General features: G+C 40.7%; 19 protein-coding genes. 6 read left to right on the top strand and 13 right to left on the bottom strand.

Annotated features, from left to right (window positions below):
* Nucleotides 1–25: 25 nt before the first annotated feature.
* The 3 genes from G586_RS0110105 to G586_RS22505 all read right to left on the bottom strand — a co-directional run bounded on the left by G586_RS0110105 (nt 26) and on the right by G586_RS22505 (nt 3,197).
* Nucleotides 26–1,783 carry an MATE family efflux transporter gene (locus G586_RS0110105; protein ID WP_026527674.1) on the bottom strand — a complete coding sequence of 586 codons (1,758 nt, stop codon included), beginning with the start codon at nt 1,781–1,783 and terminating at the stop codon, nt 26–28.
* A 47-nt stretch (nt 1,784–1,830) separates the two neighbouring features.
* Nucleotides 1,831–2,604, bottom strand: coding sequence for a YgjV family protein (locus G586_RS0110100; protein WP_255346251.1), 774 nt, complete (start codon nt 2,602–2,604; stop codon nt 1,831–1,833).
* A gap of 92 nt (nt 2,605–2,696) precedes the next feature.
* The gene (locus G586_RS22505) at nt 2,697–3,197 is read right to left on the bottom strand and encodes a CinA family protein (RefSeq protein WP_035772969.1); all 501 of its coding nucleotides are present in this window, start codon (nt 3,195–3,197) and stop codon (nt 2,697–2,699) included.
* A 943-nt stretch (nt 3,198–4,140) separates the two neighbouring features.
* Between G586_RS22505 and G586_RS0110090 the strand changes: the two genes are divergently transcribed.
* The gene (locus G586_RS0110090; protein ID WP_026527672.1) at nt 4,141–5,112 is read left to right on the top strand and encodes a methionine ABC transporter ATP-binding protein; all 972 of its coding nucleotides are present in this window, start codon (nt 4,141–4,143) and stop codon (nt 5,110–5,112) included.
* Entirely contained in the window at nt 5,112–5,774 is a 663-nt protein-coding gene (locus G586_RS0110085; protein WP_330363263.1) for a methionine ABC transporter permease, read from the top strand. Before G586_RS0110090 ends, G586_RS0110085 begins: the two co-directional genes overlap by 1 nt.
* 321 nt (nt 5,775–6,095) lie before the next feature.
* Here the strand turns inward: G586_RS0110085 and G586_RS0110080 are convergent, their stop codons facing one another.
* Nucleotides 6,096–8,372, bottom strand: coding sequence for a glycoside hydrolase family 3 protein (locus G586_RS0110080; protein ID WP_035772968.1), 2,277 nt, complete (start codon nt 8,370–8,372; stop codon nt 6,096–6,098).
* A 319-nt stretch (nt 8,373–8,691) separates the two neighbouring features.
* On the opposite strand from G586_RS0110080, the gene G586_RS0110075 reads away from it, so the two are divergent.
* The 4 genes from G586_RS0110075 (at nt 8,692) to G586_RS22495 (ending at nt 13,368) form a co-directional block, all read left to right on the top strand.
* Nucleotides 8,692–9,681: a hypothetical protein gene (locus G586_RS0110075; protein ID WP_026527669.1), complete on the top strand. Its 990-nt coding sequence runs from the start codon at nt 8,692–8,694 to the stop codon at nt 9,679–9,681.
* A 316-nt stretch (nt 9,682–9,997) separates the two neighbouring features.
* The gene (locus G586_RS22500) at nt 9,998–10,708 is read left to right on the top strand and encodes a polyphosphate polymerase domain-containing protein (protein WP_196811579.1); all 711 of its coding nucleotides are present in this window, start codon (nt 9,998–10,000) and stop codon (nt 10,706–10,708) included.
* Nucleotides 10,709–10,737: 29 nt separating this feature from the next.
* Nucleotides 10,738–11,409 (top strand): DUF4956 domain-containing protein, encoded by a 672-nt coding sequence (locus tag G586_RS0110065; protein WP_026527668.1) that lies wholly within the window; start codon nt 10,738–10,740, stop codon nt 11,407–11,409.
* 99 nt (nt 11,410–11,508) lie between these two features.
* A complete protein-coding gene (locus G586_RS22495; RefSeq protein WP_051204703.1) occupies nt 11,509–13,368 on the top strand; it encodes a CotH kinase family protein in 1,860 nt (619 codons plus the stop codon).
* Between the two features lie 244 nt (nt 13,369–13,612).
* Here G586_RS22495 and G586_RS0110055 read toward each other — a convergent pair whose 3' ends face one another.
* The 9 genes from G586_RS0110055 to G586_RS0110015 all read right to left on the bottom strand — a co-directional run bounded on the left by G586_RS0110055 (nt 13,613) and on the right by G586_RS0110015 (nt 23,225).
* Nucleotides 13,613–14,761, bottom strand: coding sequence for a hypothetical protein (locus G586_RS0110055; RefSeq protein ID WP_026527667.1), 1,149 nt, complete (start codon nt 14,759–14,761; stop codon nt 13,613–13,615).
* 150 nt (nt 14,762–14,911) lie between these two features.
* Nucleotides 14,912–15,796, bottom strand: a complete 885-nt coding sequence (locus G586_RS0110050) for a hypothetical protein (RefSeq protein WP_026527666.1) — start codon at nt 15,794–15,796, stop codon at nt 14,912–14,914.
* A 157-nt stretch (nt 15,797–15,953) separates the two neighbouring features.
* Nucleotides 15,954–18,326: an RNA polymerase sigma factor gene (locus G586_RS24900; RefSeq protein ID WP_196811578.1), complete on the bottom strand. Its 2,373-nt coding sequence runs from the start codon at nt 18,324–18,326 to the stop codon at nt 15,954–15,956.
* A gap of 348 nt (nt 18,327–18,674) precedes the next feature.
* A complete protein-coding gene (locus G586_RS24895; protein ID WP_051204702.1) occupies nt 18,675–18,860 on the bottom strand; it encodes a hypothetical protein in 186 nt (61 codons plus the stop codon).
* 740 nt (nt 18,861–19,600) lie between these two features.
* Nucleotides 19,601–20,188, bottom strand: coding sequence for a GNAT family N-acetyltransferase (locus G586_RS0110035; protein WP_026527663.1), 588 nt, complete (start codon nt 20,186–20,188; stop codon nt 19,601–19,603).
* A 47-nt stretch (nt 20,189–20,235) separates the two neighbouring features.
* Nucleotides 20,236–20,658 (bottom strand): hypothetical protein, encoded by a 423-nt coding sequence (locus G586_RS22480; protein ID WP_196811577.1) that lies wholly within the window; start codon nt 20,656–20,658, stop codon nt 20,236–20,238.
* On the bottom strand, nt 20,633–21,028 hold the full coding sequence (locus G586_RS0110025) for a hypothetical protein (RefSeq protein WP_026527662.1): 396 nt from the start codon (nt 21,026–21,028) through the stop codon (nt 20,633–20,635). Before G586_RS0110025 ends, G586_RS22480 begins: the two co-directional genes overlap by 26 nt.
* A 257-nt stretch (nt 21,029–21,285) precedes the next feature.
* Nucleotides 21,286–22,275 (bottom strand): serine hydrolase domain-containing protein, encoded by a 990-nt coding sequence (locus G586_RS0110020; RefSeq protein WP_026527661.1) that lies wholly within the window; start codon nt 22,273–22,275, stop codon nt 21,286–21,288.
* A gap of 110 nt (nt 22,276–22,385) precedes the next feature.
* Nucleotides 22,386–23,225: a damage-control phosphatase ARMT1 family protein gene (locus tag G586_RS0110015; RefSeq protein WP_026527660.1), complete on the bottom strand. Its 840-nt coding sequence runs from the start codon at nt 23,223–23,225 to the stop codon at nt 22,386–22,388.
* Nucleotides 23,226–23,315: the final 90 nt, after the last annotated feature.

The following is a 23,315-nucleotide window of genomic DNA, read 5'->3' as shown; positions in this document are numbered from 1 at the left end:
AATGTCAGCCGATTCATAGGGAGTTTCATAATTTCATGATCAAAGTATTGATCCCTGCATTGTTATAGTAATTGATGCTTTCTACCAGCTTTGCTACCATACGAAGTCCGATATGCTTCTCAGGAGAATCTACATTGAACATATTTAGATAATTTCTCGGATCAAATCTTATGCAATCGTCCTGTATCCTTATTGTAAGCTCTCCATCCGTTTTATTTACAACACGTATTGCTATGCTGTTTTGACCCCTCACAAATAGACCGTGATCTATGATGTTGATAGAAATCTCTTCAACACATAAACCGACCCAAAGTGCCTTTTTCCTGTCAATAGCCCTTGAATGGCAGAAATCAATCACTTTCTGCGAGATATTAGCCACTTCTTCCTTCGTTTCGACAGAGTATTCCTCAAATTCTTCATTGGAAGCACCAAAGTCCGGGGGAAGCTTTAACAATGACGGGATGCTTATGTCAACTCTGCCTGCATTTACAAATACCGAAATGATCACAATAACAATAGCAAGAATATCACTCCACATATTGGCAAGCCATGCTCCGTTGCTTCCCATAAAAGGGACAGTAAAAAGCGTTAAAATACCTATCATGGCCACCTCGGTAAAGGATATGATATTTACAAGCTTCATTCTTCCCTGAACTTTATATGCATTTATAAGGAGATTCAGGAATACATTAAACGGAAAGAACCAGAATCCTATGATAAACATGGTCCTTCCCATTTTAAATATCTCAGTACCCGGAGTGAAGAAGATAACTGCTAACTTAGAGGAAAAGACCGCCATAAGTATCCCCGGAAGCGTAACAGCTATCACCCCGGCCAATAATGCAGTCTTAAACACATCAATAACCCCTTCACGATCTTCTTCGCCATAGTAAAGGCTTGTAAGCGCCGAATGCGCACTGGAGCAACCGATTGAGATTGCCCCTACCAAACCGCATATGGAGACCAAAACATTCGCAACAGCTATGCTGTCCTCACCCACATATGTAAGCAATGAATAGTTAATGAGGCTGTTTTTGATAAAGATTCCGCTATTGAACAAAAGAGTTGGAACCCCTCGTCTTACAGCTTCTGCCAATAGTTTTCTATCAAATGCTGTTTTTGCAAAGTGAATCGTCTTTTCCTTATTTGTATAGGCAGGTAATAGTACAAGAAAAGAAACAAGGCTGCTTATGGTAGACGCAAGGCCTATGCCGAATATTCCAAGGAAATTAGCAAAAAGGATATCAAAAACAAAATTTCCGATGAACATCGAAGCTGTAGCCATATAAGACTTTTTGATCGCATTATTAAAAGAAGTTACGGAAATAAGCAGAGAACTGAGCGAAGAAAACAAGACATTAAATGCATAGCCGGCTATATACTGTTCAAGAAGTGCTGCTGACTCTCCTTGAGCGCCCAGCATCGTGGCAATAGGCGCTCTTGCAATTATAAGCGTGATAGAAATAGCAGTCCAGATTACGGCAACTGCTATGAAAGAGCTTGTAAAAAGAGAATTTACCTCATCTTGCTTACCTGATCCAATAAGTGTACCTATCAGTATTTCAGCTCCCGAGATAATTACAAATGCAAGTCCCGTAATTACCAGCACCGGCGAGAAAAGACCTACCGCTGCAAGAGCATGCTCGCCAAGAAATCTGCTGATCACAACATTATCGATAAAGCTACAGATATTCAAAGCTACAAAAGCTACCATATTAACCATAGCAAGCCTTATATATGATTTCCATATAATGGCATGCTTTGTTGTATTGTAAGTTTCCATATCCTGTCACCCTTTCTTTTTCACCCTGTGTAGAAAGGTTCAGAGAGTTAAAGTGTGCGCTCGTAGTACTCACCCTTATCTACAAAGCCTGTTCTTGCAAGGTACTGCTTGTGGTGCTGATCAGAGCCCTTGTAGACAAGCTTATCAATTCCTTCACTGACAAGATTACTCATGAGAAACTCACCGATTGAAAAATCACGGTACTCAGGAGTTGAATAATCAAGCTTGATATCAAGAGTTCTATCCTTCAATTTTCCGAGAAGAATACCTGCGGGCGTTCCCTTATGACAAACAACAAATCCGCAGTTTACACCTGCAAAATCCATTGATATTCCCGGGAAGCATTTCGCAATATCTTCCTTATATAAATCTATTGTGTAGTTAACAAGTGAATCTTTTTCAGAAACTCTTACAAGATCATAGTTCTTTGTCGAACTCCTCATCTTGTAAAGGTTGTAGATATTTATACAAACAAGAGCCACATTCATAACTACGGTAGGATAAGCATGAATCAGTACGCCATAGATAACGCACACAATACTTCCTATCATATTAATAACTCTCAGTTTATATACCGACACCATCATGAAAGAAAGAAGGACCAGTGCAGATCCCACATAACCGATGATTTCAAATATAGTTGACATATTCATAAAAAGACTATCTCCTTTCAAATATAGAGTCAGATGTATATACTCTATTATTTTGCCGTAATATGCCTCATGCGCTAATGCACGTTTTACTTTTGCCCTAATGCATATTAGGCCTGTGCCCTCATAATGTAAAGGAAAAAATAATTCCCCTTTTACTGATGATAACACAAATCAACGTTTTAATGTATATTGGTTAACCGGCGGCACTATAATACTTGTTTTTTGTGTCATTTGCTTTCACGTCAAGTGATTTTATACTTTTACACTTCCAGGACCACATTCTTCAGCTCATCTGCTATTCTGTCGCATACTGCAAGCTTATACATGTAGCGGGAAGATTGTGGCTCAAGTGTAAAAGAAAATGCGCGGCAGCCAAACTCATTCTCGATGGCGGCGTACACTTCTCCGGGAACACTATCGGAATTAGCAGGATCAGTATTGCCCATAGTGCCGGTGACGCCTATTCCAAAGTCAGCACCATAAGCCCTTCTGCAGGCGGAAGCCATGGCTTTGGCTGTCTCGCTGGAATACACCCCGTATTCATCGATAATTTCTGCGGGCACGCCCTGCTTTATCTTTGCCTCATTACTGTAGGTGATGAACGCACCTTTAAGGATTGCTGAAGAACCTTCAGTGTCAGTCAGGAGCGAAGCCACCATTCCTGCGGTGCAGCTCTCCATTGTGGTGATTGTTACGCATTTTTGTATTAGCGCTTTTGTTATCTTTTCATATTTTTCTCGTATTAGCTTTTCGTCTGTCATGTCATGGCCTTTCTTTATGGATTCTTTCTAAAGCTCTCATCATTTCGGCATGTTCTTTTCTATATTTTATAGAAGCGTGCTTTTGTTATGTGTTACATGGGTAACCTCTTTGATATGTTTTGCCGATGTGGCCTTTTTGTTATTTTTTACTGAGGCGGCCTTTTTGTTATTTTTTACTGAGGCGGCCTTTTTCATTCATTGGTACTATTTTATCTCTGATTTGGGTCCCTTTTGTGGTTAATCATCCATGCATTTTTACTGTAGAGCCCCTTTTCTTCCATTGGTACCATAAAAAGAGCATTTTAAGTGTAACAATGAGTTAATTAACTTCTTATAATAAAATTCCTGAGTTTTTCGCATATAAATAGTGCAAAAAAATAGTACCAACGGAGCTCTTTTTCTCATATAGTAAATCACATACTTGCATCCTCCCAATCTAGTCGACTTATATAAATAGAACCAATGCACTCCTTTAAATAACCTGACTAATTTCCATTTTTGGTAGGCAATCGAGCCTACTTTTATTCACATTTTATATGAACTTTTTAAATAAACAACAGTAATTCACAATTTGGTAGGTATATATTTCTATAAAGCACCTACCAAATTTGTCATAAGAATCAATAATTTAAAAGAACACACTCTCTCAAAAGCTGTAACAAGTCAAAATACCTACCAAAACGCCTAAAACATCTCGTCATTTAAAAAGCCAATTTAACAGAAGTATCAAGAACGCACCAAGAACGAATTTATGAGAACTCATACCATCATTATAATCGAAGATTCCCAAGTCGTTTCTGATTTTTCCTACATTTCCCGAAATAATATAACTGTGGCTAACCCCAAGTTTTTATAGTAAAATACAGTAGTGCAAAAGCACTGTAGATGCCGGATTAATTCAAATCCAGGTATTTCCTATATTATTTTAAAGGACGATTTACAAATGATTAAGATTGAAAATGTCACAAAATCCTTCAAGGACACTGAGGTTTTGAAGGGTATATCCATTGATATCGAAGATGGCGAGATTTTCGGAATCATTGGACAGAGCGGTGCCGGAAAATCCACTCTCCTTCGCTGCATCAACGGGCTTGAGTCCTACGATTCAGGCTTAATTACTGTTGATGGACAGGAAGTGAATATTCGCGATAAGAAATCCCTGCGACTTCTTCAGAAACGAATGGGCATGATTTTCCAGGGCTTTAACCTGCTCGAGAGACTTGATGTATATCAGAACGTTGCTCTTCCCATGAAGTTCTGGGGCATGAAGACCAATACACCTGAGGCTAAGGAAAAGATTTTAAAGCTGATAAAGCTTGTAGGACTTGAGGAGAAGGTTCACGCTAAGCCGAGAGAACTTTCCGGCGGTCAGAAGCAGAGAGTTGCTATCGCGAGAGCCCTGGTTCTTGATCCTGAGTTCCTTCTTTGCGATGAGGCAACAAGTGCTCTGGATCCCGAGATCACTAAGGGAATCCTTGCTCTTCTCCAGAAGATCAATAAGGAGATGGGTATCACCATCATCGTGGTAACTCACCAGATGGAGGTTGTTAAGCAGATCTGTAAAAAGGTGGCATTTTTAAGTAATGGACAAGTGTTATCTGTCGGCCAGCCTGAGAAGCTTTTCGTATGGCCTAAGGAAATGGAGATCAGAGACTTCCTTAGAGAAGAAAGTGACAAGCTTCCCAAGACAGGTCTTAACATCAAGCTTTTCTTCTATGGCGAAGGAAATCAGCGCCCCATCGTCACCATGATGTCTCAGGAGCTCCACAAGGATTTCAATATCTGCTGGGCTAAGCTCGAGGATTTCAGAGAGGATGTTTACGGCAGTCTTGTCCTGAACATTGATCCCGATGATCTGGACAGCGTTTGCGCTTTTCTTGATAAAAAAGATGTAACATGGGAGGTAATCAAATAATGTCCGGAGTATTATCAAATGCCGGAATGACCGGTATTATTTTAAATGCATTTAAGCAGACACTTTACATGGTGTTCTGGTCAACACTTTTTTCAGTAATTATAGGCTTCATTCCTGCGATCATCTTGACGCTCACAGCGCCCGATGGCCTTAAGCCCAACAAGATCGTGTATGAGATCCTGAGTTTTATAGTGAACGTATTCAGAAGCTTTCCTTTCATCATCCTTCTGGTTATCCTGATTCCTTTCACAAGAATGGTTGTAGGAAAATCGATTGGAACCACAGCTTCTATCGTTCCTCTTACTGTTTCAGCAATTCCCTATATTGCAAGGGTGTTTGAGACAAGCCTTCGCGAGACTAATCCCGGAGTTATCGAGGCCGCAAGATCCTTTGGTGCTTCCAATTTCCAGATTCTCATGAGGGTTTATGTAAAAGAGTCCATTCCGAGAATGCTAAATGGCGTGGTACTTCTTGTGATCTCTCTCATTGGTTACTCCGCAATGGCAGGTACTGTCGGCGGTGGCGGTATCGGTGATATCGCGATCAGATATGGTTATCAGCAGTACAAGACGGATTACTTGATTGTGTGCTCCATTATTTTGATTGCATTCGTACAGGCCATCCAGATGCTTGGCAATCACATGTATAAAAAGATGTCATAAATTTTTGAATAATACGGCCCACAGGATTATCTGTATTCAGTATCGCTCTCGTTACGCTTCGCGTATAATCGAGCGAACTAAACACAGATAATCCTGCGGGCCTTAGTTATTTCTGGATTTTTATTCTTATATATTCCATCTTTTTAAGGTTCACGTATAGTCGAGCGAGGACGAACACAGACATTCCTGCGGGCCTTAGTTATTTCTGGATTTTTATTCTTACTTATTCCTTCTTTTTAAAATTCGCCTATGAGTGGGTGAGGCTGAACACAAACCTTCCGACGGGCCTTGTTTTCACATGCCTATTTATATTCCAGCTTTTTATTTTACATATTTCTGGTAGCGGGAATCGTTTATAGTGCCGGTCCAGTTGAGGCCGAAGCCGAAGTCGTACTTGTTTCCACAGGAATCAACGTAGGATTCGTAGTCGAAGGGCTTGTCCTCGCAGTGTTTCTCCACGGTCTCCATGTTCTTAGGAAGCTGAACAGGAAGCATTGCTGTGGGCTCGTAGCCGCCGTTTACAATGGTGAGGGCTGCTCTGGTCTCAACACCGAAGTTTACAAGGATTGCGTCAGCGTACTCTTCAAACTCAGCTACCATGCAGGGATTGTTCATTCTTATAACAACGATTACGGGCTTATCTCCCATCTTTTTCCTGGTTTCGATCACGGCATCAAGGTCACTCTCGTTAGCTGCCTTGTTAGTTTTTCCAAGGTATGAGCGGTTCGGGTTCTCTTTTTCTCTAAAATCGCCCTGTCCTATACTCTCGGCTCTCGCTGCGGTCGCTGTATACTCGCGATACTGCAGAGTCACAGGTCTGTAGCCTGTCTCCTTAGTGTAGCCATCGCTGATGGGGCTCTCAATGAAGCAAATCGCGAAGTCAGCCTCTGACGGGTCCTCCGTTACGTCATAAAAAGGTGTAACATCGGCGGGATTAGCTCCCTTTAAGTCCTTGGCTTCCTCCATGAATCTCATGAAGCCTTTGTGTGCATCGATGTGGCGGTCGGGGATGTAGACCTTCTTTTTACCTGATATAGGAAGAACGCCATTGTTCTTGACCATAACGATACTCTGAAGCTGAGCCTTGAAGCCCTCTTCCACAAATTCATCACAGCCAAGGATTTTCTTACTCTCATCCGCATCAAGATAGGGGTTCTCGAAAAGTCCGCATCTGAAGCTGTTTACAAGAAGGCGCTCTGCACTTTCTTCAAAGCGTTTTCTCATAGCATCTTCGCCGTGACGCTCGCACCCTATTCTGTACGCCTCAAGGATGGGAACGATGTTATTATTTCCACCAAACTGATCGACTCCATTTTCAATAATCTGAAGGTGTCTCTCAGCCTCAGTAAGTTCCTCGGTTCCATAGCATCTTGATCCGAAGGAATCAAGCTCGGGATCGGGATCTCCCGTAATGCCCCAGTCTGTGCAGACAACGCCCTTGTAGCCGTATTTATCCCTAAGAAGATCTCCTATTATGTATTTGCTGTAGCTGTTACCAAAGCTCTTGCCTGAAGGATCGATTCCGTTACTTATTGTGTAGTAAGGCATCACGGCAGAAGCCTCGCCTGTGCCGCCATCAAGCTTGAAGGCACCCTCTAAGAAGGGCTTTAAATGCTCCTCAAAATTGTTACCCGGATATACAGCGAATTTTCCAAAGCCATAGTGAGCATCTCTTCCGGATTCGCAGGGACCGCCGCCGGGCCAGTGCTTAACCATGGCTGCGACACTCTTGCTTCCCCAGCCTCCCATACAACTGCTATTTTTATTACTGCTGCCGGCATGATCAGAACCATTATTTTCACCATCACCGGCCTGCGCAAAGCAACCTGCCTCGGGATCAGTCTGAAGGCCCTCGCAATACGCCTTCGCATAGTCCTTAACAAGCTCTGAGCTCTGTCCCCAGGTGTCGGCAACTCTCATCCATCTGGGCTCAGTTCCAAGGTCAATCTGCGGTCCAAGCTCTGTTGTAATTCCAAGAGCGCGATACTCTGTTGCAGCAACTCTCGCGAATTTTTTTACCAGATCAGGTGAAAAAGTAGCAGCAAGTCCAAGGCCCAGTGGCCACTTACTTGTGTCCTTGGCTTCCGTCTTGAACTCCGCGGAAGCGCTTCCTGCGCCGTGTCTGGGGTCTGTACTTATATTAACAGGGATTGCATGCGGCATCTCCTCGCAGAGAGCCTGCATCTCATTGTTCCAATTAGCTGCAATTTCGCCATTTTTCAGCATCATCGCAAGCACGTATCTCACGTGATCTTCTGTCAAAAACTTCCTCTGCTGGTCAGTCAGATCAGAGGGTGCAGCTCCGCTCTCTGCAAAGGTTTTTCCGCCATTATAGGTTGCGCCAAACCAGCCGCCGGCCTCGGCAGGCACAATCTGGTGAGCGCTGTACATCATAAGACCTGCGATTTCCTCGGTTGTGAGTCTGCTCGCAAGGTCCTTTGCTCTCTCCTCCGGTGAAAGTCTCCAATCCTCATAGGGAAGAAGCTCACCTGTCCCCTCCGAGTCCTTGAAAAAAAGACCATCCTTCTCGATTACACCGGCCTTGACGTATCCGATAGTTGGCCCGTTTTTGTTTTCCTTTATCTTGTAATTAATCATGCTTTGTCCCCTTTTTGCTATATTGGGTTACTGTCACACTTTCCGGTGCTCACAGCAACATAATTCACCCATCTTTTTAAATTATAGCAATACAGGGGTACCATAAATAAAAGAATTCGATAAAAAATATATGAAAAGAGCTGTCAATTTTGGCATAAATCGAATCTCAAAATCAAGAGGATGAAACTACAATTTTTTAAATAATTATTAAATGTTTTATAGGAAATTTATCTTCTGATCAGCCAATATAAGGTAAAATTTAATTATTAATACAATGAGGGTCGGCAGAAAAACTGCCTATAGAAAAGGAGAAAAGCATATGAAGAAAGCATTAAAGTATCTAAGCATACCAATTCTAATGTTCGCACTTTTACTGATTCCGCATATTGGGGTCAGAGCAGAGGGCACAACACCTATAACAATTAAATCTACATCCACCAATTCCATTGAGACTTCATGGCCTACTGAACCAACTGCCCAAAAATATTATCTGGGAATAGGCACAACTTTGGACGAAGCCAATCAGAATTGCACAGTAGACAGCACGGCTCAAACAACCATACCATCATATACTTTTACACAGTTAAAACCCGGCAACAAATACTTCATCGTTTTAAAATACTCAAAGTCAGACAGTCCTACTACTCTGTTAGATGACAAATATAAAAACGCGACCGCGGTTACTATCCCTCCGACACCTACCGATGTTCGTGCTACATTCTGGTCACTTGGAACTGACCAGCTTATCATTGAATGGAACTGTGAAGATAAATATACCAAATTTGAAGTAACAGTCAATGATTCCGATTCTGATGCCTATACCAAGGAAACAACAGAAAAGAAGATGGAATTTGACACTGAGGATATTTCATACATAAATATAAAAGTTCGTTCTGTTGTAGAATATGACGGTACAAAGTACTACAGCGCTTATTCAGATTCCTATAAGTCTTTTGCACAGCCCACAGTTAAAGAAACAAATGACGGTTATGCTGTTACCATCAAGAAAAAGAAGCTGAAAATTGAATGGTGGAGAGAAAAATATGCAAGCGGCTATGAAATCTGGGTTTCCAACAAGAAGAATGGCAAATACACAAAAGTAAAGACCATCACAAACAAAAACACAGAAAAGGCAACCATCGCAAAGTACAAGGGCAAGAAATTCAATCCCAAAGGAAAATACTGGATTGCTGTTACCGCCTACAGAGATGAAAACGGAAAACGCAACAGAACCAGTGGTTCTTATGTAGTATATTATGATAATGGTGAGACCTATCTTACAATAAGAAAAAACGCAAATTTGAAATAATCTGTAACTCAAAAGTGCCGATGCAGCCAGCATCGGCACTTTTCCTATATTCCATCTCGAATCATATTTGTTTGTTCCAAAATGCCTTAATAAACATTATGATTCTCTACCCCATTTAATTCTTTTGCCAAATCTGATTCCGTAAAGGAGTGAAACTAATATTACCGTTATAACCTCTGCCACAAGAGTGGTGTGCTATTTTTCCCATCTTTGATCAAATTATGCAGTAAATGTTTTTTGGAACTTGTTTCCTTTAGGTTAAATTTAGGTTGGCCTAATATAATTCCCAAAGGATCAAACAGAAGGGAGCAAAATAGTGAAATACAGACATGAGTTAAAGCACGAAATCACTACTGCTGACATGATTACAATAAGGCAGCGGCTTCGGGCAATTGCCCGCACCGATGAGCATGCGATAGATGGAAAGTATCTGATTAGAAGTTTGTACTTTGATACACCCGGTGATAAAGCGCTTCTTGAGAAGCAGGCCGGAGTGAGCAGAAGGCAAAAGTTCCGAATAAGATATTACAACGGCGAAAAGTCAGTCATTCATCTTGAGAAAAAATGCAAGGTCGGCGGTCTTGGCACCAAGATATCCGCAAATCTCACAGAGGATCAGGCACAGCGGATAGTAGACGGTGATATCGGATGGATGGAAAAATCGGAGGATGAGCTTATAAAGGAGCTCTACGCAAAAATGGTTTCCGAGAGACTACGGCCCAAAACCATCGTCGATTACACAAGAGAGCCTTTTATCTATGGACCGGGGAATGTCCGGGTGACGCTGGATTACAACATCAGAACCGGGCTTAACTGCATAGATTTCCTTGATACAGAATGCATCACAATTCCGGCAGCCCATGGAATTTGCATCATGGAAGTAAAATGGGACGAATTTTTACCTGAAATAATAAGAGACGCAGTTCAACTCCCCCATTCAAGAGTAGGTTCTTTTTCAAAATATGAAGCCTGCAGGCTTCCCATGATTGAGCATGGATATGGTGAGTATTACTTTTCAGCACAATAAATAATTTATAGAAAATAGGAGAATAAAAAATGAGTTTCAATGACATCTTTAAATCAAGCTTTTTGGAAAATGTAAGCAGCATCAGCGTACTTGATATGGCACTTGCCATGGTTCTTGCTTTTGCGATCGGACTTTTCATCTTCCTTATATATAAGAAAACTTATCAGGGAGTTATGTACTCCTCCAGTTTTGGCGTAACACTTGTATCACTCACAATGATCACCACTCTCGTTATCCTCGCGGTAACAAGTAACGTAGTTCTTTCACTTGGTATGGTCGGCGCCCTTTCAATCGTTCGTTTCAGGGCTGCGATCAAGGAGCCTTTGGACATTGCTTTCCTGTTCTGGTCAATTGCAGTGGGCATCGTCCTTGCAGCAGGCTTCATCCCGCTGGCAGTTTTCGGAAGTGTGATAATCGGTCTCATCCTTCTTGTTTTCGCAAACAAAAAGTCACACGTTATGCCTTACATAATTGTTCTTAACTGCACAGGTCACGAGGCTGAGGTCAAGGCATCAGATTTTATCAAGAACACCGTTAACCGTATGGTTGTTAAAAGTAAGAGCGCCCAGAAGGGTAACCTCGAGATCAACTATGAAGTAAGACTTAAGGAAGACAACACAGATTTCATAAATGCACTTGCTGACATGGAAGGCGTTAACAGCGCAGTACTTGTAAGCTACAACGGCGAGTATATGGGATAAAATGGGCGAAAGTATAAACACACTACAAGCTTGCTTGTAAGTGTGTGAAATACTTTATGCCCGCCGAAACATAAGAAAGAACATATAAAGGAGTTTCAAATGTCCACACACAAGAATATAGACAGAGTCTGTATTTTCGTTACTATCCTTGCGATTCTTGTGACAGTAATTTTCATGAACGGCGCTTCTATCGGCATCGCAGCAGATGATTCAGTTTCCATGGATTATGCTGATAAGCTCTTCGATGACAGCTACGTTCACACAATTGATATTCAGATTGATGATTGGGAGAGTTTCCTTAGCACTGCAACCTCTGAGGAGTACTCGGCTGCTGACGTCGTAATTGATGGAGAGACAATTAAGAACGTCGGTATCAGAGGAAAAGGAAACACTTCCCTCTCCACTGTTTCACAGCTGGATAGCGACAGATACAGTTTTAAGATAGAATTCGACGCTTTTCAGTCGAGCACCAATTACTACGGGCTTGATAAGCTTTGTCTGAACAATCTGATCCAGGACTACACCATGATGAAGGACTATATAGCCTACAAGCTCATGGCTGAGTTCGGCGCAGATGCTCCTCTTGTAAGCTACACTTACATCACAGTTAATGGCGAGGACTGGGGTTTGTACCTTGCAGTTGAAGCTGTTGAGGATTCTTTCCTCGAGAGAAATAATGGCACAAACTACGGAGAGCTCTACAAACCTGACACCATGTCAATGGGCGGCGGCCGCGGTAACGGCGGTGGCTTCGACATGAAGGATATGGATTTTGACAAGATGGGAATTGACAATCCTTTTGAATCCAAGAAATCAGAGGGTGGCGATAGTTCAGATACAGGGGATTTCAATCCTGATAATATGTCAGAGGAAGATCTTGAAGCATTCAAGGAAAAGATGGAACAGGGTGGCGGTCCAGGTGGATTCCCAGGTGGAGATTCCGGCGGATTCGGCATGGGAAGCAGCGATGCGAAGCTGCAATACATTGACGATGATGTAGACAGCTACTCTACCATTTTTGACAGTGCTAAAACATCCATCCAAAAGAAGGATAAAACAAGGCTCATAAGTGCACTAAAAGCTCTGAACGAAGGCATTGAGAATCAGGATGCTGAGGCTATCGCTGAAGCAATCGATATTGATGAAGTCATGAGATACATGGTAGTTCACAATTTTGTTGTAAACGGCGACAGCTATACAGGCAGCATGATCCACAACTTCTACCTCTACGAGGAAAATGGTGTATTGTCAATGATTCCCTGGGATTATAACCTCGCATACGGAACCTTCACTGCAAATGACGCAAGCGGCGCTGTAAACGATCCAATCGACACACCTCTCTCAGTAACCGAGGGCAGCAACGACAGACCTATGTTCACATGGATTACTTCCTGCGACGAGTACCTTGAAATGTACCACGAATATTATGCTGAGTTCCTCGAGCAATTCTACACAAGCGGCTATCTTACAGACCTCATCGATACTACTTACAACATGATCCGCGATTATGTAGATAAGGATCCTACTAAGTTCTGCACTACAGAGGAATTTGATAAAGCAGTTGAGACAATAAGATCTTTTGTCGAGCTTCGTTGCCAGAGCATACAGGGCCAGCTTGACGGGACCATCGGCTCAACCGATTCCGCCCAGGAAGCAGATTCCGAGGCACTTATTGATGCCTCCTCCATTACCCTTTCGGATATGGGCTGCATGGCAGGTGGCGGCGGTCCCGGCGGATCAGGTGGCCCGGGTGGCTCTTCCGATAACGACAATGCCGGCGGGTTCCCGGGTGGTTCTTCCGATAGCAACAGCACCGGCGGATTCCCGGGTGGTGGTCCTGACTTCCAAGGCATGTCAACGACTACCGTATCACCCACAGCATATATTTATCTGGCTGCTTGCTGCATAGCACTTATTGCAGCTATAGCAATAGCATTGACATATAGAGCAAGACGATAACATGATTCATAAATAAACTTCAGCCCCGTGTATATGAGTGAATAACTCATATATGCGGGGCTTTTTGAACTATTATTTCACACATACAACAAATTAATGTAATTTTGTACATCTATTTACATATAACCTAAGCTCCCGTGAATTTATACCAATGATTAAAAGGAATCGCAAGTAAAATGATGAGATTGTTGCATAAAAAATCCGGAAACCTACGAGATTTCCGGATTTTGATAGTTTATTTCATTTACTTTATTTTTGCACTCTTTGCCTTTGACCAATCTGAATAGAATCTGGCATTGTTATTTTCAACATAAGTTCTTACTCTGAAGTAATACTTCTTATGGCTCTTAAGCTTGCTTATTGTAACCTTCCTTTTGCTATTTCCTGCACTTTCAGTCTTTTCAGCCTTGGATGTTTTTGTTTTAACTTTCTTGTTAAATTTTTTGTCTGTTGAGTACTGGATCTGATAGCCGCTAACACCTGTAGTTTCCTTAAAGGTAACATCTGCCTTTTTCTTCTTTGAAGATTTCACTTTGGTTACTTTACTCGCTTCGATAGTAGATCCCTTTACAGAAAAAGAGTATTTTGTGTCTTTAGCATTTATTTTTATATAATACACACCAGGCACAAGGTATAATTCTCCTGTTCGATTAACACCTGACTCATCGTGATTTCCACCTTTTAGTGATAACTTTTCTTCAGTAAGATCGGAATTATAGATTTTTGCTTCAAATTGAGATGTCTCATAGGTTCCATAAATTGTAATATTAAATGTGTATTTCCCTTCCTTATCAATACTAAATCTATACCAATCTACCTGATCTGTACTTGTACCGGAATCTGTAACTACTGAGTTAATAACATATTCCTTCGGATTATCATAACTATCTTCATTTGTTTCAGATACTCCAAAACCATTAAAGCCTATTTGTATCTTATAATTCTGGTAACCATTGCCCTTATCTATATTTCTGACACCCTTTCCAGTAACTTCAATGTAGTAAGTTCCCGCTGATAAAACACGTTTATCGGATTCTGTCACAGGAGCATCTTCTTCTGTCCCGAAAATAGTTTGTACATGACACAAGATATCCGTGTTCCTCTCTTTACGAAGAAATGCGCTCACGCCATAACAATTCTTAAATGCAGCACTTAATGTAAACTCCCCATCTTCGGTCAAAACCACTTTGTAGAAGTGTGTTCCTTCATCAACAAGTGGTGTCCATGCTGTCCATTCCGAATTAGGCGTTAGTATAGTTGCAGTATCCTGTGTTTCACCTGCTGCCTTAGCCGTAAGTTTTGTCTCAGGAGCAAATGTGCTAAAAGATGCAACTGTCATAGACATTGCCAGAAGCAATGCTCCCGCTTTTTTTAGTAAACCACTTTTCTTCATCTTCATTTCCCTCTTTTCATTTTAATTCCAAGCATCCGCAAAAAGCGAATTTCTTGAACATTTTTCTTATGTTCTGTCCTCATACAACCTGTTAATTATATCACAACATAGTTTTATAGGTATCTAGCAACCTTGCTTTTCACTTCAAATTTATCGTAAGTTTTTCGCTGCCTCGACATCTGCACCTTCTACAATCTTAAGTTCTTTCTGGAAAAGCTGAACATACTCCTCTGCATAATCCGCAGCATCTTTAACATCATATAGCGTGTTTATTGATACTCTTCCACCAATTGCATGAACATAATATGTATCCGTTTCATCTCCGGGAAGTATTATGTAAAATTTTAATGTCTTTGATACTCCATACTTTTCATCAACAACAGCATCTTCACGTTGAAATACATAAATAAATCCGCCCTTTCGTATGACGGTTGATTTTGCCCTGTCTACATGATCAGTTTCCGAAAAAATCCCAAACACATCATCATCGGCAAAATCCTTAACTGCTCTTCCACTCTCATTATGATGATCAAAATAACCATCATGCTCAGATTTTACATTGATAGAGTGTACCCCATTTGAATTTATATTAGCTCCATCCAGGTTTGCAAAGCTCTTATATCCCGGAAGGACATCCTCACTATATATTTCACGACCAACACCTTTTAGAAGATTTTCTCTGTATTCAATGAGTTTCCTAGGTACCGGTGCCACAACTCCGTACCCAATTCCATTTTCTTCAATTGTTCCAATATGGACTTCAGTCGTATCGACAAGCCACTCTGGGTGAGGATCCTGTTTCTGCGCTTCAACCTCTGCTTCCTCTTCCGCTCTCTTCTTCATGTCTGCCTCATACTCAGACTGTATGGCATTTTGCATTTCATAAATTTCCTCTTCCCTGCCATCAGCCTTTGCCTCACTGATTATTGCATTGTACCCTTCTGCAAGACTCAGCGGACTCTCATCATACTTCTTTCCGCAGCCAGTGATGCAAATTGTAAGTAATGTGATTGTAAAAATAATTGTTTTCTTCATGCTTTTCTCCCTCCGTATTGTATTATGTTGTTCTATCTATAAGTACCGGCGAGTTTTGATTCGGTTTTATATTTTTGAAAAATCTTTCAAAAAATTTTTGCACAAAAAGAATCCGGAAATCTTTAAGAATATCTTAAGATTCCCGGATTGTGAAAGTTTATTTCAGTTTCATCCAAACTGGTACTTTTCCATCCTTTATTTTCTGTGTTAAACCTATTGCACTACTTTCTTCTTCGGACATTCCCGTTACATTATCCGTTTCTTCATTCGTTTCAGGATTTATTTCTACATCGTTAATGTATGTGTCATAATAATTTCCTTCTTTGTTAAGAAAACCGTTCTCCTTACCGTTGCTATATGCTCCGCCACTACCAGAAGATGAAATATAGCCGTACTCGTTCATTTCTATAGTGTATCTGCTCCATGCAATATTTGAATAAATAGTCTCCAGCCTTCCATCTATGTTTTTAATTACTATATATTCATTCCAGGGTTCAATATCCGGTACTGGACTAATTATATGAAGTGCCAATTCCGGGATTTCATCATCTCCACAATCTATATATGCATAATCGACTTCTTCCAGAATAACAAATTCTTCACCCCAGTCCTTTCGAAGATAACCAACTACTGCATCAATAAGCTCATCAAGATATAAATCCTGTTCATAATAGCTTGATAAATCAAGATAACTGACATCTCCCTTATTATTTCTCGAAGAAAAATGAACCGGAACCGAGTTTGCCAGGAATTTTTCATACAGTTCTTTATCATCTGTCTTCGCAGAATCTTCATTTTTGTTTGGATCATCCTCTGCTTCTTTGAACTCAGTAATAATAAGTCCGTCAAATATCTCAGGATTTCCACCACTTACAGCCTTTGCGATAAACGAAATAATATCATTACTATCGCTTGTTTCAAAATATGGTGATTCCCAACTATATTGACCATTTAAAATATAAGTCCCATCACCATTGTTCGTTATATCAAGATTTTTGAAAACAATATAATCTTCAGGAAAATCCACTTGTCCAAATACATTATCAGAATCTGGCGTAACACCATCATCATCGTAATCATAATCATCTGGTATTGTAATACCCAAAGAATTATAAAAATCTTTTATAAACTGAGCATCTAATTTGTCTGATTCTTTCCATGGAAAACCTGCTTTTCCTGCCGGATTTATATATAACGTTTCCACTGCATAATATCTTGCCCCCGTAACATAATCAGATTCAGGTAATCCGAATTGCAAAAAATACCCAACAGCATCAACAATCTGTATTTTTGCACTCTCAGACAGAACAATATCCTCTGCCTCTTTATTTTTTACTTCTTCATCCTCTAGTGCTTCTTTCAGAGCTTTTTCACTAGCTGAATCATCTTCCATGTCATTAGTTTGAGACTCCGCCACTTTCTCTGTATCATTATTCGGGTTTTCATCAGCATCTTGATTCGTTATCTCTTCTGAATCAACATCCCCTTCATCTTCAATAATCTCAGCTTCCTGCGAATTCTGTTTAACAGCATAATATGTCGCACCAGCCCCGGCGCCTACTCCCACCAGAATTGCCCCCGCTATGATCAATGTCTTAACACTTAGGGATAATCCTGCACCTGTAGCAGCTGCTGTTCCTGCCGCACCTGCAATACCAGAGCCTGCTGTTCCTGCCGCCGCACCTGAACCGACAGCTGCACCGGCACCTGAAGAAGCCACTGCAGCATTAGCTCCAACAGCAGATCCTGCCTCTGCCACCTTTACAGCTCCCGACACAGCCATTTTTGCTGACATACCTGCTCCTGCATTACCGAGCGCAATAGCTCCGGGTGTAAGGCCGACCTTTGCACAGCTTCCTACGTAGATGCCCTCTGCAGCTTTAGCTGAAAGCTTTGTATTCTCGGACATAAGCTTGATTGCATAGTACAATGTAGGAAGTGCAACAACATGAAGTCTGATACCGTCGCGTTTTTCCGTTCCTTCAACCTTATCCTTAAGGAATTTTCGGGCATAGTTCAGGCGGCTCTTAACCGTTCCTTCTGAACAGTCCTGCATCTGCGCAATTTCTCCGACTGAAAAACCGTCGAAATAATATGCGATGACAGCAGCCTTCTGAACCTCCGGAAGTTCACCTATAAATTCCTGAATAATCCTGCTTGTTTCCTTCTGGTCTGTCGATAATTCAGGCAGCGATGTAATGTCATTACTCTCAAGTGTCTCAAAGATATCCTTTCCTTCCTCATCAACATTTGGAAGCACATCCTTTTTCTTACGAAAAATTTTCATTCCCTGATTATGGCAGATTCCGTCCAACCATCCGAAAAGAGACTCCGCATTCTGCAGGCTCTTTATGTTCTTGTAGGCCTCAATATATACAATCTGTGTAAGGTCCTGCGCATCAGCTTCATCCTTCATGTATGCCTTTGCACGAAAATAAACATGATTGTATGTAGCAGAATATACCGCATTAAAGCCCTCTTCTTTTCCCTCAGCCATCTCCTCGATGGCTCTTTTCAACTTTTCATCCATTCTCCATATCTCCATTCAATATTTTTACTATAGTTGTCGAAACCGCTCTCCTCCTTTCCCTGGTTCTACTAATAAGTACCGGGAAAAAGATCTTCGGTTTTATAATCTTGAATTATTTTTTTATTTAATAACGATATATTTTACCATATTATCTTTCTATGTTTTTTCAGAAAACACACCTGGATATTTGCTCCTGAGCGTCGACAGATGAACATGAAAGTTTGTCCGTCTGCTCATACATTCGCAAAAATAAAGCTTACAACAAAAAAGGGACCACGCTCATTATAATCATTGATCATTAAAGCGAATGGTCCCTTTTTACTGGTACACTCCATTTTGTTTTCTTAACTATTTTTGATTGTTTTTCAGCCTTTCAATCTCCGATTGAAGATCTGCGATGGTTTTCGTCATATTGGATATAGTCGCTTTGTCATTAGCAATAGTATCATTGGCAGCATCAAGCTGTTCCTGGAGTTCATCTATCATATATTTAATGGTATTGCGGTCAAGAATCTGCAACTCTTTTGAAAACATATTCATCATCCTCTCTATGTTGGAACACATATCATACAGATCCTGATATAGTGGCTTGAAATAAGGATACTGTATGATAAGTCTGACTATGTATTCAGGTTCATCGCAGCCAAGAAAAGTCAGCCACGCCTCAAGCTCACTATTTATACCTTTATTATGTAGATGATTAAAAAAATATCAATACACTACTCTTCTGTTGATTGTTTTCTCAATTATTTGATAATTTATATTCTTTATTTTACGAAATTTCCACGAATATTTCTTGATTGGCAACAAGCACGTCGATTATGTATAATTTGTTGCCATATCATCATTTATCTGACAACAAATGATTTACAAGTGTTCACTTTTGTTGTCTATTATCTTGAGAAGCTTTGTTCTATATTTTCAGAACCTCAAATAAGACAACAAATCCTCTTATGACAAGTATACTTGTTGCTAAGCAGGCAACAAATATGAACCAAATCAATTATTTATTGCTTTTTTGCTATTTTTCTCATTTTATCAATATTTCATTGATGTTATTACGTTTATTTATCCCAAAAACAAGCTCTGCTCCAACATTATGCCAAGCTTTGAATCAAACTCTAAAAAAACAAGCCCATAAGGTATCAGTGATATTTTTCTATAAAAACAAACTCCCTAAGATACCAGTGAATTCTTCATAAAAAACAGGCGCCCATAAGGCGCCCATGAAATTCCAGAAATCCTTGAAATCATAGAGTAAACTACATTAAATATCATCTATGTATATAAAGCCTTGTAGGTTCAGGTTCTCCGTCCCCCTGTGCCATGCAAAAGAACTCCCACCCATATCTTTCATAAAATCCAACATGATCTGTAACAAGATAAATCGGAGTGATTCCCTTGGACTTCATATCATCCACCACCTTATTTAACAGTTTTCCGGATATTCCCTGGCAGCGGTATGCTTCCTCAGTGTAAACCGCGCATACATTGGGAGTAAGATCCTTCCTATCATGAAAATCATTGTCTATGACTCCAAGGCCTGCAACAATTTTACCTTTATCAACGCCTCCGACAATTTTGCCTTCTTCAAAATCACCAACAACTTTTTCTTCGTCAGGATCTCCAACAATTTTGCCTTCATCTCCGCCTCCGACAATCTTGCCTTCGCCAAGACCTTCTACGTTTTTATCTTCGTCAAGGCACAGGTACCAGCCATATTCCTTGGCGCCATCAATATAGGCATCAATACACTCCTTATATGCTTCAGTTGGTACTCCCCATTTTTCATGAAACCAATTCGTTGCTGCTTCCTTTAATTCCGGCTTTTCTCTCAAATTATAATAACTATATTCACTCATATTTTTATCTCTACTTCCCAGTTTACTTAAACTATCGCTTCAACTATCTAATAGCATTCCGTTATAGTCCACTCTTTTGCTTTCTCGTAATCATCCAAAAATCTTACGATAGCTCCGCTTCGATTATGAATTGCATTGAAAATTTTATGATGATCCTTGCTCACACCTACAAATGCAATTTTCCTAAGTCTCTTATTACCACTATTAAGGCCATCTACAATCACACTTTCTATAGCTTCTGTTATCACGGTTTCATCAAGGTTAACGATCATAAAGGATGAAACAGAAGGTCTCATCAATTTGGGAAGATCCCCTTTAAACTTATCAATCACTTCCTGCTCATAGGTGCCCATTCCATCGAGATGCTCACACCATATGGTACCGCCATTATAATTTAGTTCGAAAGATTTCTTATTTATTGCCACCTGAATATCATCAGAGGCTTTAGATCTGTTCGAAAACATCTTCATATTTCTCAGCCCTTATCACTCTGAAATTCTTCTCTATCTCGTTTGTCCAAAGATCTATCTCGCCTTCAATTTCAGAAATCTCAGGAAGAATAAATCCCCAAACCTCGCACCCGGTTCTTTTGAGTTCCGGGAGGAAGTATGTGAATCCCCACTCTACATCTTCCTTCACATCTTCGAATCCATTTCTTGCATCAACAATAAAAATGCTTCCTTTGTGTGACCTGAGCATTTCAAGGGATGCCATAACCGGCTTTCGATAATCATCAAAATGTGCCTCTTTTTTCCAAACATGAAAAACCACATTATCTTTTTCTATGTATTCAATTTTGGCGTAATCACTTTCAAACTTGTCTGTATCTTTAAGAGACATATATTCCTCCTCCGCTTAGATGATCTTACGAAATGTGAACCGATTCTCGCGTGCCGCAATGATATTAAAAATCTTGTTATGAAGTGCAAACAGAATCATGAACCATCACCCCTTATTCCTAAGAAAAAAATATCACAAAACAAAAAAACAGGCCTTATCCTACACTGATAAAGACCTGTTTTTCACTTGATCATCCATCCTCCGGGCTTATCAAGAAAATGGATCACTAACCTCGTCCCTTAGGACCATTCCGAGTCTTATAGGGCCATCGGAACCACCTTTTTCTCGATGAATTCAACTCTGTCGAAAATTCTCGGCTTAAATGTTCCGGTCATTCCAACGGACAAATTCTGTTCTTTGTTCACATAAATAATGTTCCCGCTATCGCCTATCGCAGCGTAGACCTCTCTTTCCTGAATAGGCTTGTACCACAGATAGCCGTATTCCATGAAGCCGAATCTCTCGCCAAGCTTCAAATACGGAGTGGTCATCTGCCTTATCCATTCCGATGAAACTATCTGATTGCCTTTATATTTTCCTTCGTTAAGGACCATGGACCCAATTTTTGCGAGGTCCTTTCCGGAAGCACAAAGCCCCCAGCCTGCAGTAACTGTGTCCTGCGGATCAGAGTACCACTCATTCTTACGTGGACCCTTATTCATGAAAAAATCAAACTGGTCCTCTTTACTGCTTTCTCCATGAATGGTGTGCTCAGGGATTCCCAGTGGAATAAACAGATTCCTGTTGGCGAAATCTATGCACTTTTCTCCCGTTGCCCGCTCTATGATTCCGGCCAGGATCTGGATTCCAAGGGTTGCATATCTGAATTCTCCGGTTATTCCGTTTCGGCCTCCGAGGAAATCCAGTGCTGCCTTTGTCCAGTCGTTTGAAGTACATACCTTTGTCCACGGTTCTGACTTACCCTTATATGGAGCGGTCATGGTAAGAAGATGTCTTATCGTGACATCGTATATCGTCTTTTCACCACGCTTGACCTGATAATCAGGGAAGAAAGACATGACCTTTTCGTCGATGCTCTTAAGTGCACCCTTATCAACCGCAATACCCGCAAGTATTGCCATGACACCCTTTGTAACTGAATTGACATTGACGGCGTCTTCCGAACTAAATCCGCGCCAGCAATCCTCATATATCAGTTCTTCACCTCGCATCATGCAGATCTGGCATATGTTACTCTCATTTCCTTTGCTCTCAGATATGAACCTATGCAATTCTTCTTTATTCAAATTTAGCCTCCTCTTAGAAAGATTTGGACGTCCTAAGAAAAGGCTAAATGAATTAAAAATTGTTTTCAAGAAAAATCTTAAAATGTTTTCATCAAAATAAATCGAATAATTTATTCCTCGACAAACATTCCTGTAAGCTGTGGCACATTAAACCTGTTTATGAACAAATCGCATTTACACAGGAAGGTATAAAAAGCATGACGGCCTTCTCCTGCGAATGATTCATAATTTGCCTGCCCTTTTGAAAAGATGATGTCTGCACTGTCCACAGCATTCTTTGCTTCCTCTGAGAGCCTTGAATATACTGTGCCGGCGATTTGTGCGCCATTGGTAATAATATCTCCAGCTTTGTCAAGACCCACGTACAAAGCATCTTCCATGGTTGCATCATTAGATACCTCTCCGCCTCTGACCATGATCTTTACGGAAATCTGAGGATATCTTTTCTTTAGCTGTTCAAGCATCAGTTTATCCAAAACGATCTCACCGCAATTATCCGTCAAAAGCAGAAAGCTTTTCGCTTTGGAGCATTTATCACAAAAAGACTCGTAAATCTGCTGCTCATCATCACGCATTTTCGTATCATCAAAGAGCTGTAAAAATGTTTCTGTATCAACATGATTCAATGCTGCAAAATCTATGTAGTTTCCTATCCTGCACATAACTATGCTTGTAGCCAGAGGATCTTCGCTGTCTTCAATCTCTTTTCGCAGTTTGTCCTCCATGGAAAGAACCAAATCGTTATACTCTTTTTTTATGTCACTAAAATCCGGCAACGGTCCGAAATATTTCTCATGTATTTCATTGAACAAAAGTACAAGCTCAGGACTTGTGATATTTTCAGGCCTATTGTCCAACACAGCCTTTATTTCTGAGAGATAATCCTTATTATCTGTTTTCTTTAATTGCTTGTCATACATGCATTTTGCACAGCTATCGTTAAACCTCATAACTCCTCCGAGACGGCATGCTTTCTAAACTTCTAAGCCCTTGGATTCAGCGGTAAATATCTCTTTTGACACATCCAAAGTCCTTGCCGT

The sequence above is a fragment of the Butyrivibrio sp. VCD2006 genome (genome assembly GCF_000423925.1).
Lineage (GTDB): Bacteria > Bacillota > Clostridia > Lachnospirales > Lachnospiraceae > Butyrivibrio.
This window is presented reverse-complemented; position numbering and strand designations above follow the sequence as displayed.

Coding starts and splice junctions, on each gene's coding strand:
- G586_RS22505 (WP_035772969.1), bottom strand. CDS start 3,197: ATGACAGACGAAAAGCTAATACGAGAAAAATATGAAAAGATAACAAAA.
- G586_RS22495 (WP_051204703.1), top strand. CDS start 11,509: ATGTCCACACACAAGAATATAGACAGAGTCTGTATTTTCGTTACTATC.
- G586_RS0110105 (WP_026527674.1), bottom strand. CDS start 1,783: ATGGAAACTTACAATACAACAAAGCATGCCATTATATGGAAATCATAT.
- G586_RS22480 (WP_196811577.1), bottom strand. CDS start 20,658: ATGAAGATGTTTTCGAACAGATCTAAAGCCTCTGATGATATTCAGGTG.
- G586_RS0110080 (WP_035772968.1), bottom strand. CDS start 8,372: ATGATTAATTACAAGATAAAGGAAAACAAAAACGGGCCAACTATCGGA.
- G586_RS0110050 (WP_026527666.1), bottom strand. CDS start 15,796: ATGAAGAAAACAATTATTTTTACAATCACATTACTTACAATTTGCATC.
- G586_RS0110035 (WP_026527663.1), bottom strand. CDS start 20,188: ATGAGTGAATATAGTTATTATAATTTGAGAGAAAAGCCGGAATTAAAG.
- G586_RS0110075 (WP_026527669.1), top strand. CDS start 8,692: ATGAAGAAAGCATTAAAGTATCTAAGCATACCAATTCTAATGTTCGCA.
- G586_RS24900 (WP_196811578.1), bottom strand. CDS start 18,326: ATGGATGAAAAGTTGAAAAGAGCCATCGAGGAGATGGCTGAGGGAAAA.
- G586_RS24895 (WP_051204702.1), bottom strand. CDS start 18,860: ATGTTTTCAAAAGAGTTGCAGATTCTTGACCGCAATACCATTAAATAT.
- G586_RS0110090 (WP_026527672.1), top strand. CDS start 4,141: ATGATTAAGATTGAAAATGTCACAAAATCCTTCAAGGACACTGAGGTT.
- G586_RS0110065 (WP_026527668.1), top strand. CDS start 10,738: ATGAGTTTCAATGACATCTTTAAATCAAGCTTTTTGGAAAATGTAAGC.
- G586_RS0110025 (WP_026527662.1), bottom strand. CDS start 21,028: ATGTCTCTTAAAGATACAGACAAGTTTGAAAGTGATTACGCCAAAATT.
- G586_RS0110015 (WP_026527660.1), bottom strand. CDS start 23,225: ATGAGGTTTAACGATAGCTGTGCAAAATGCATGTATGACAAGCAATTA.
- G586_RS0110085 (WP_330363263.1), top strand. CDS start 5,112: ATGTCCGGAGTATTATCAAATGCCGGAATGACCGGTATTATTTTAAAT.
- G586_RS0110055 (WP_026527667.1), bottom strand. CDS start 14,761: ATGAAGAAAAGTGGTTTACTAAAAAAAGCGGGAGCATTGCTTCTGGCA.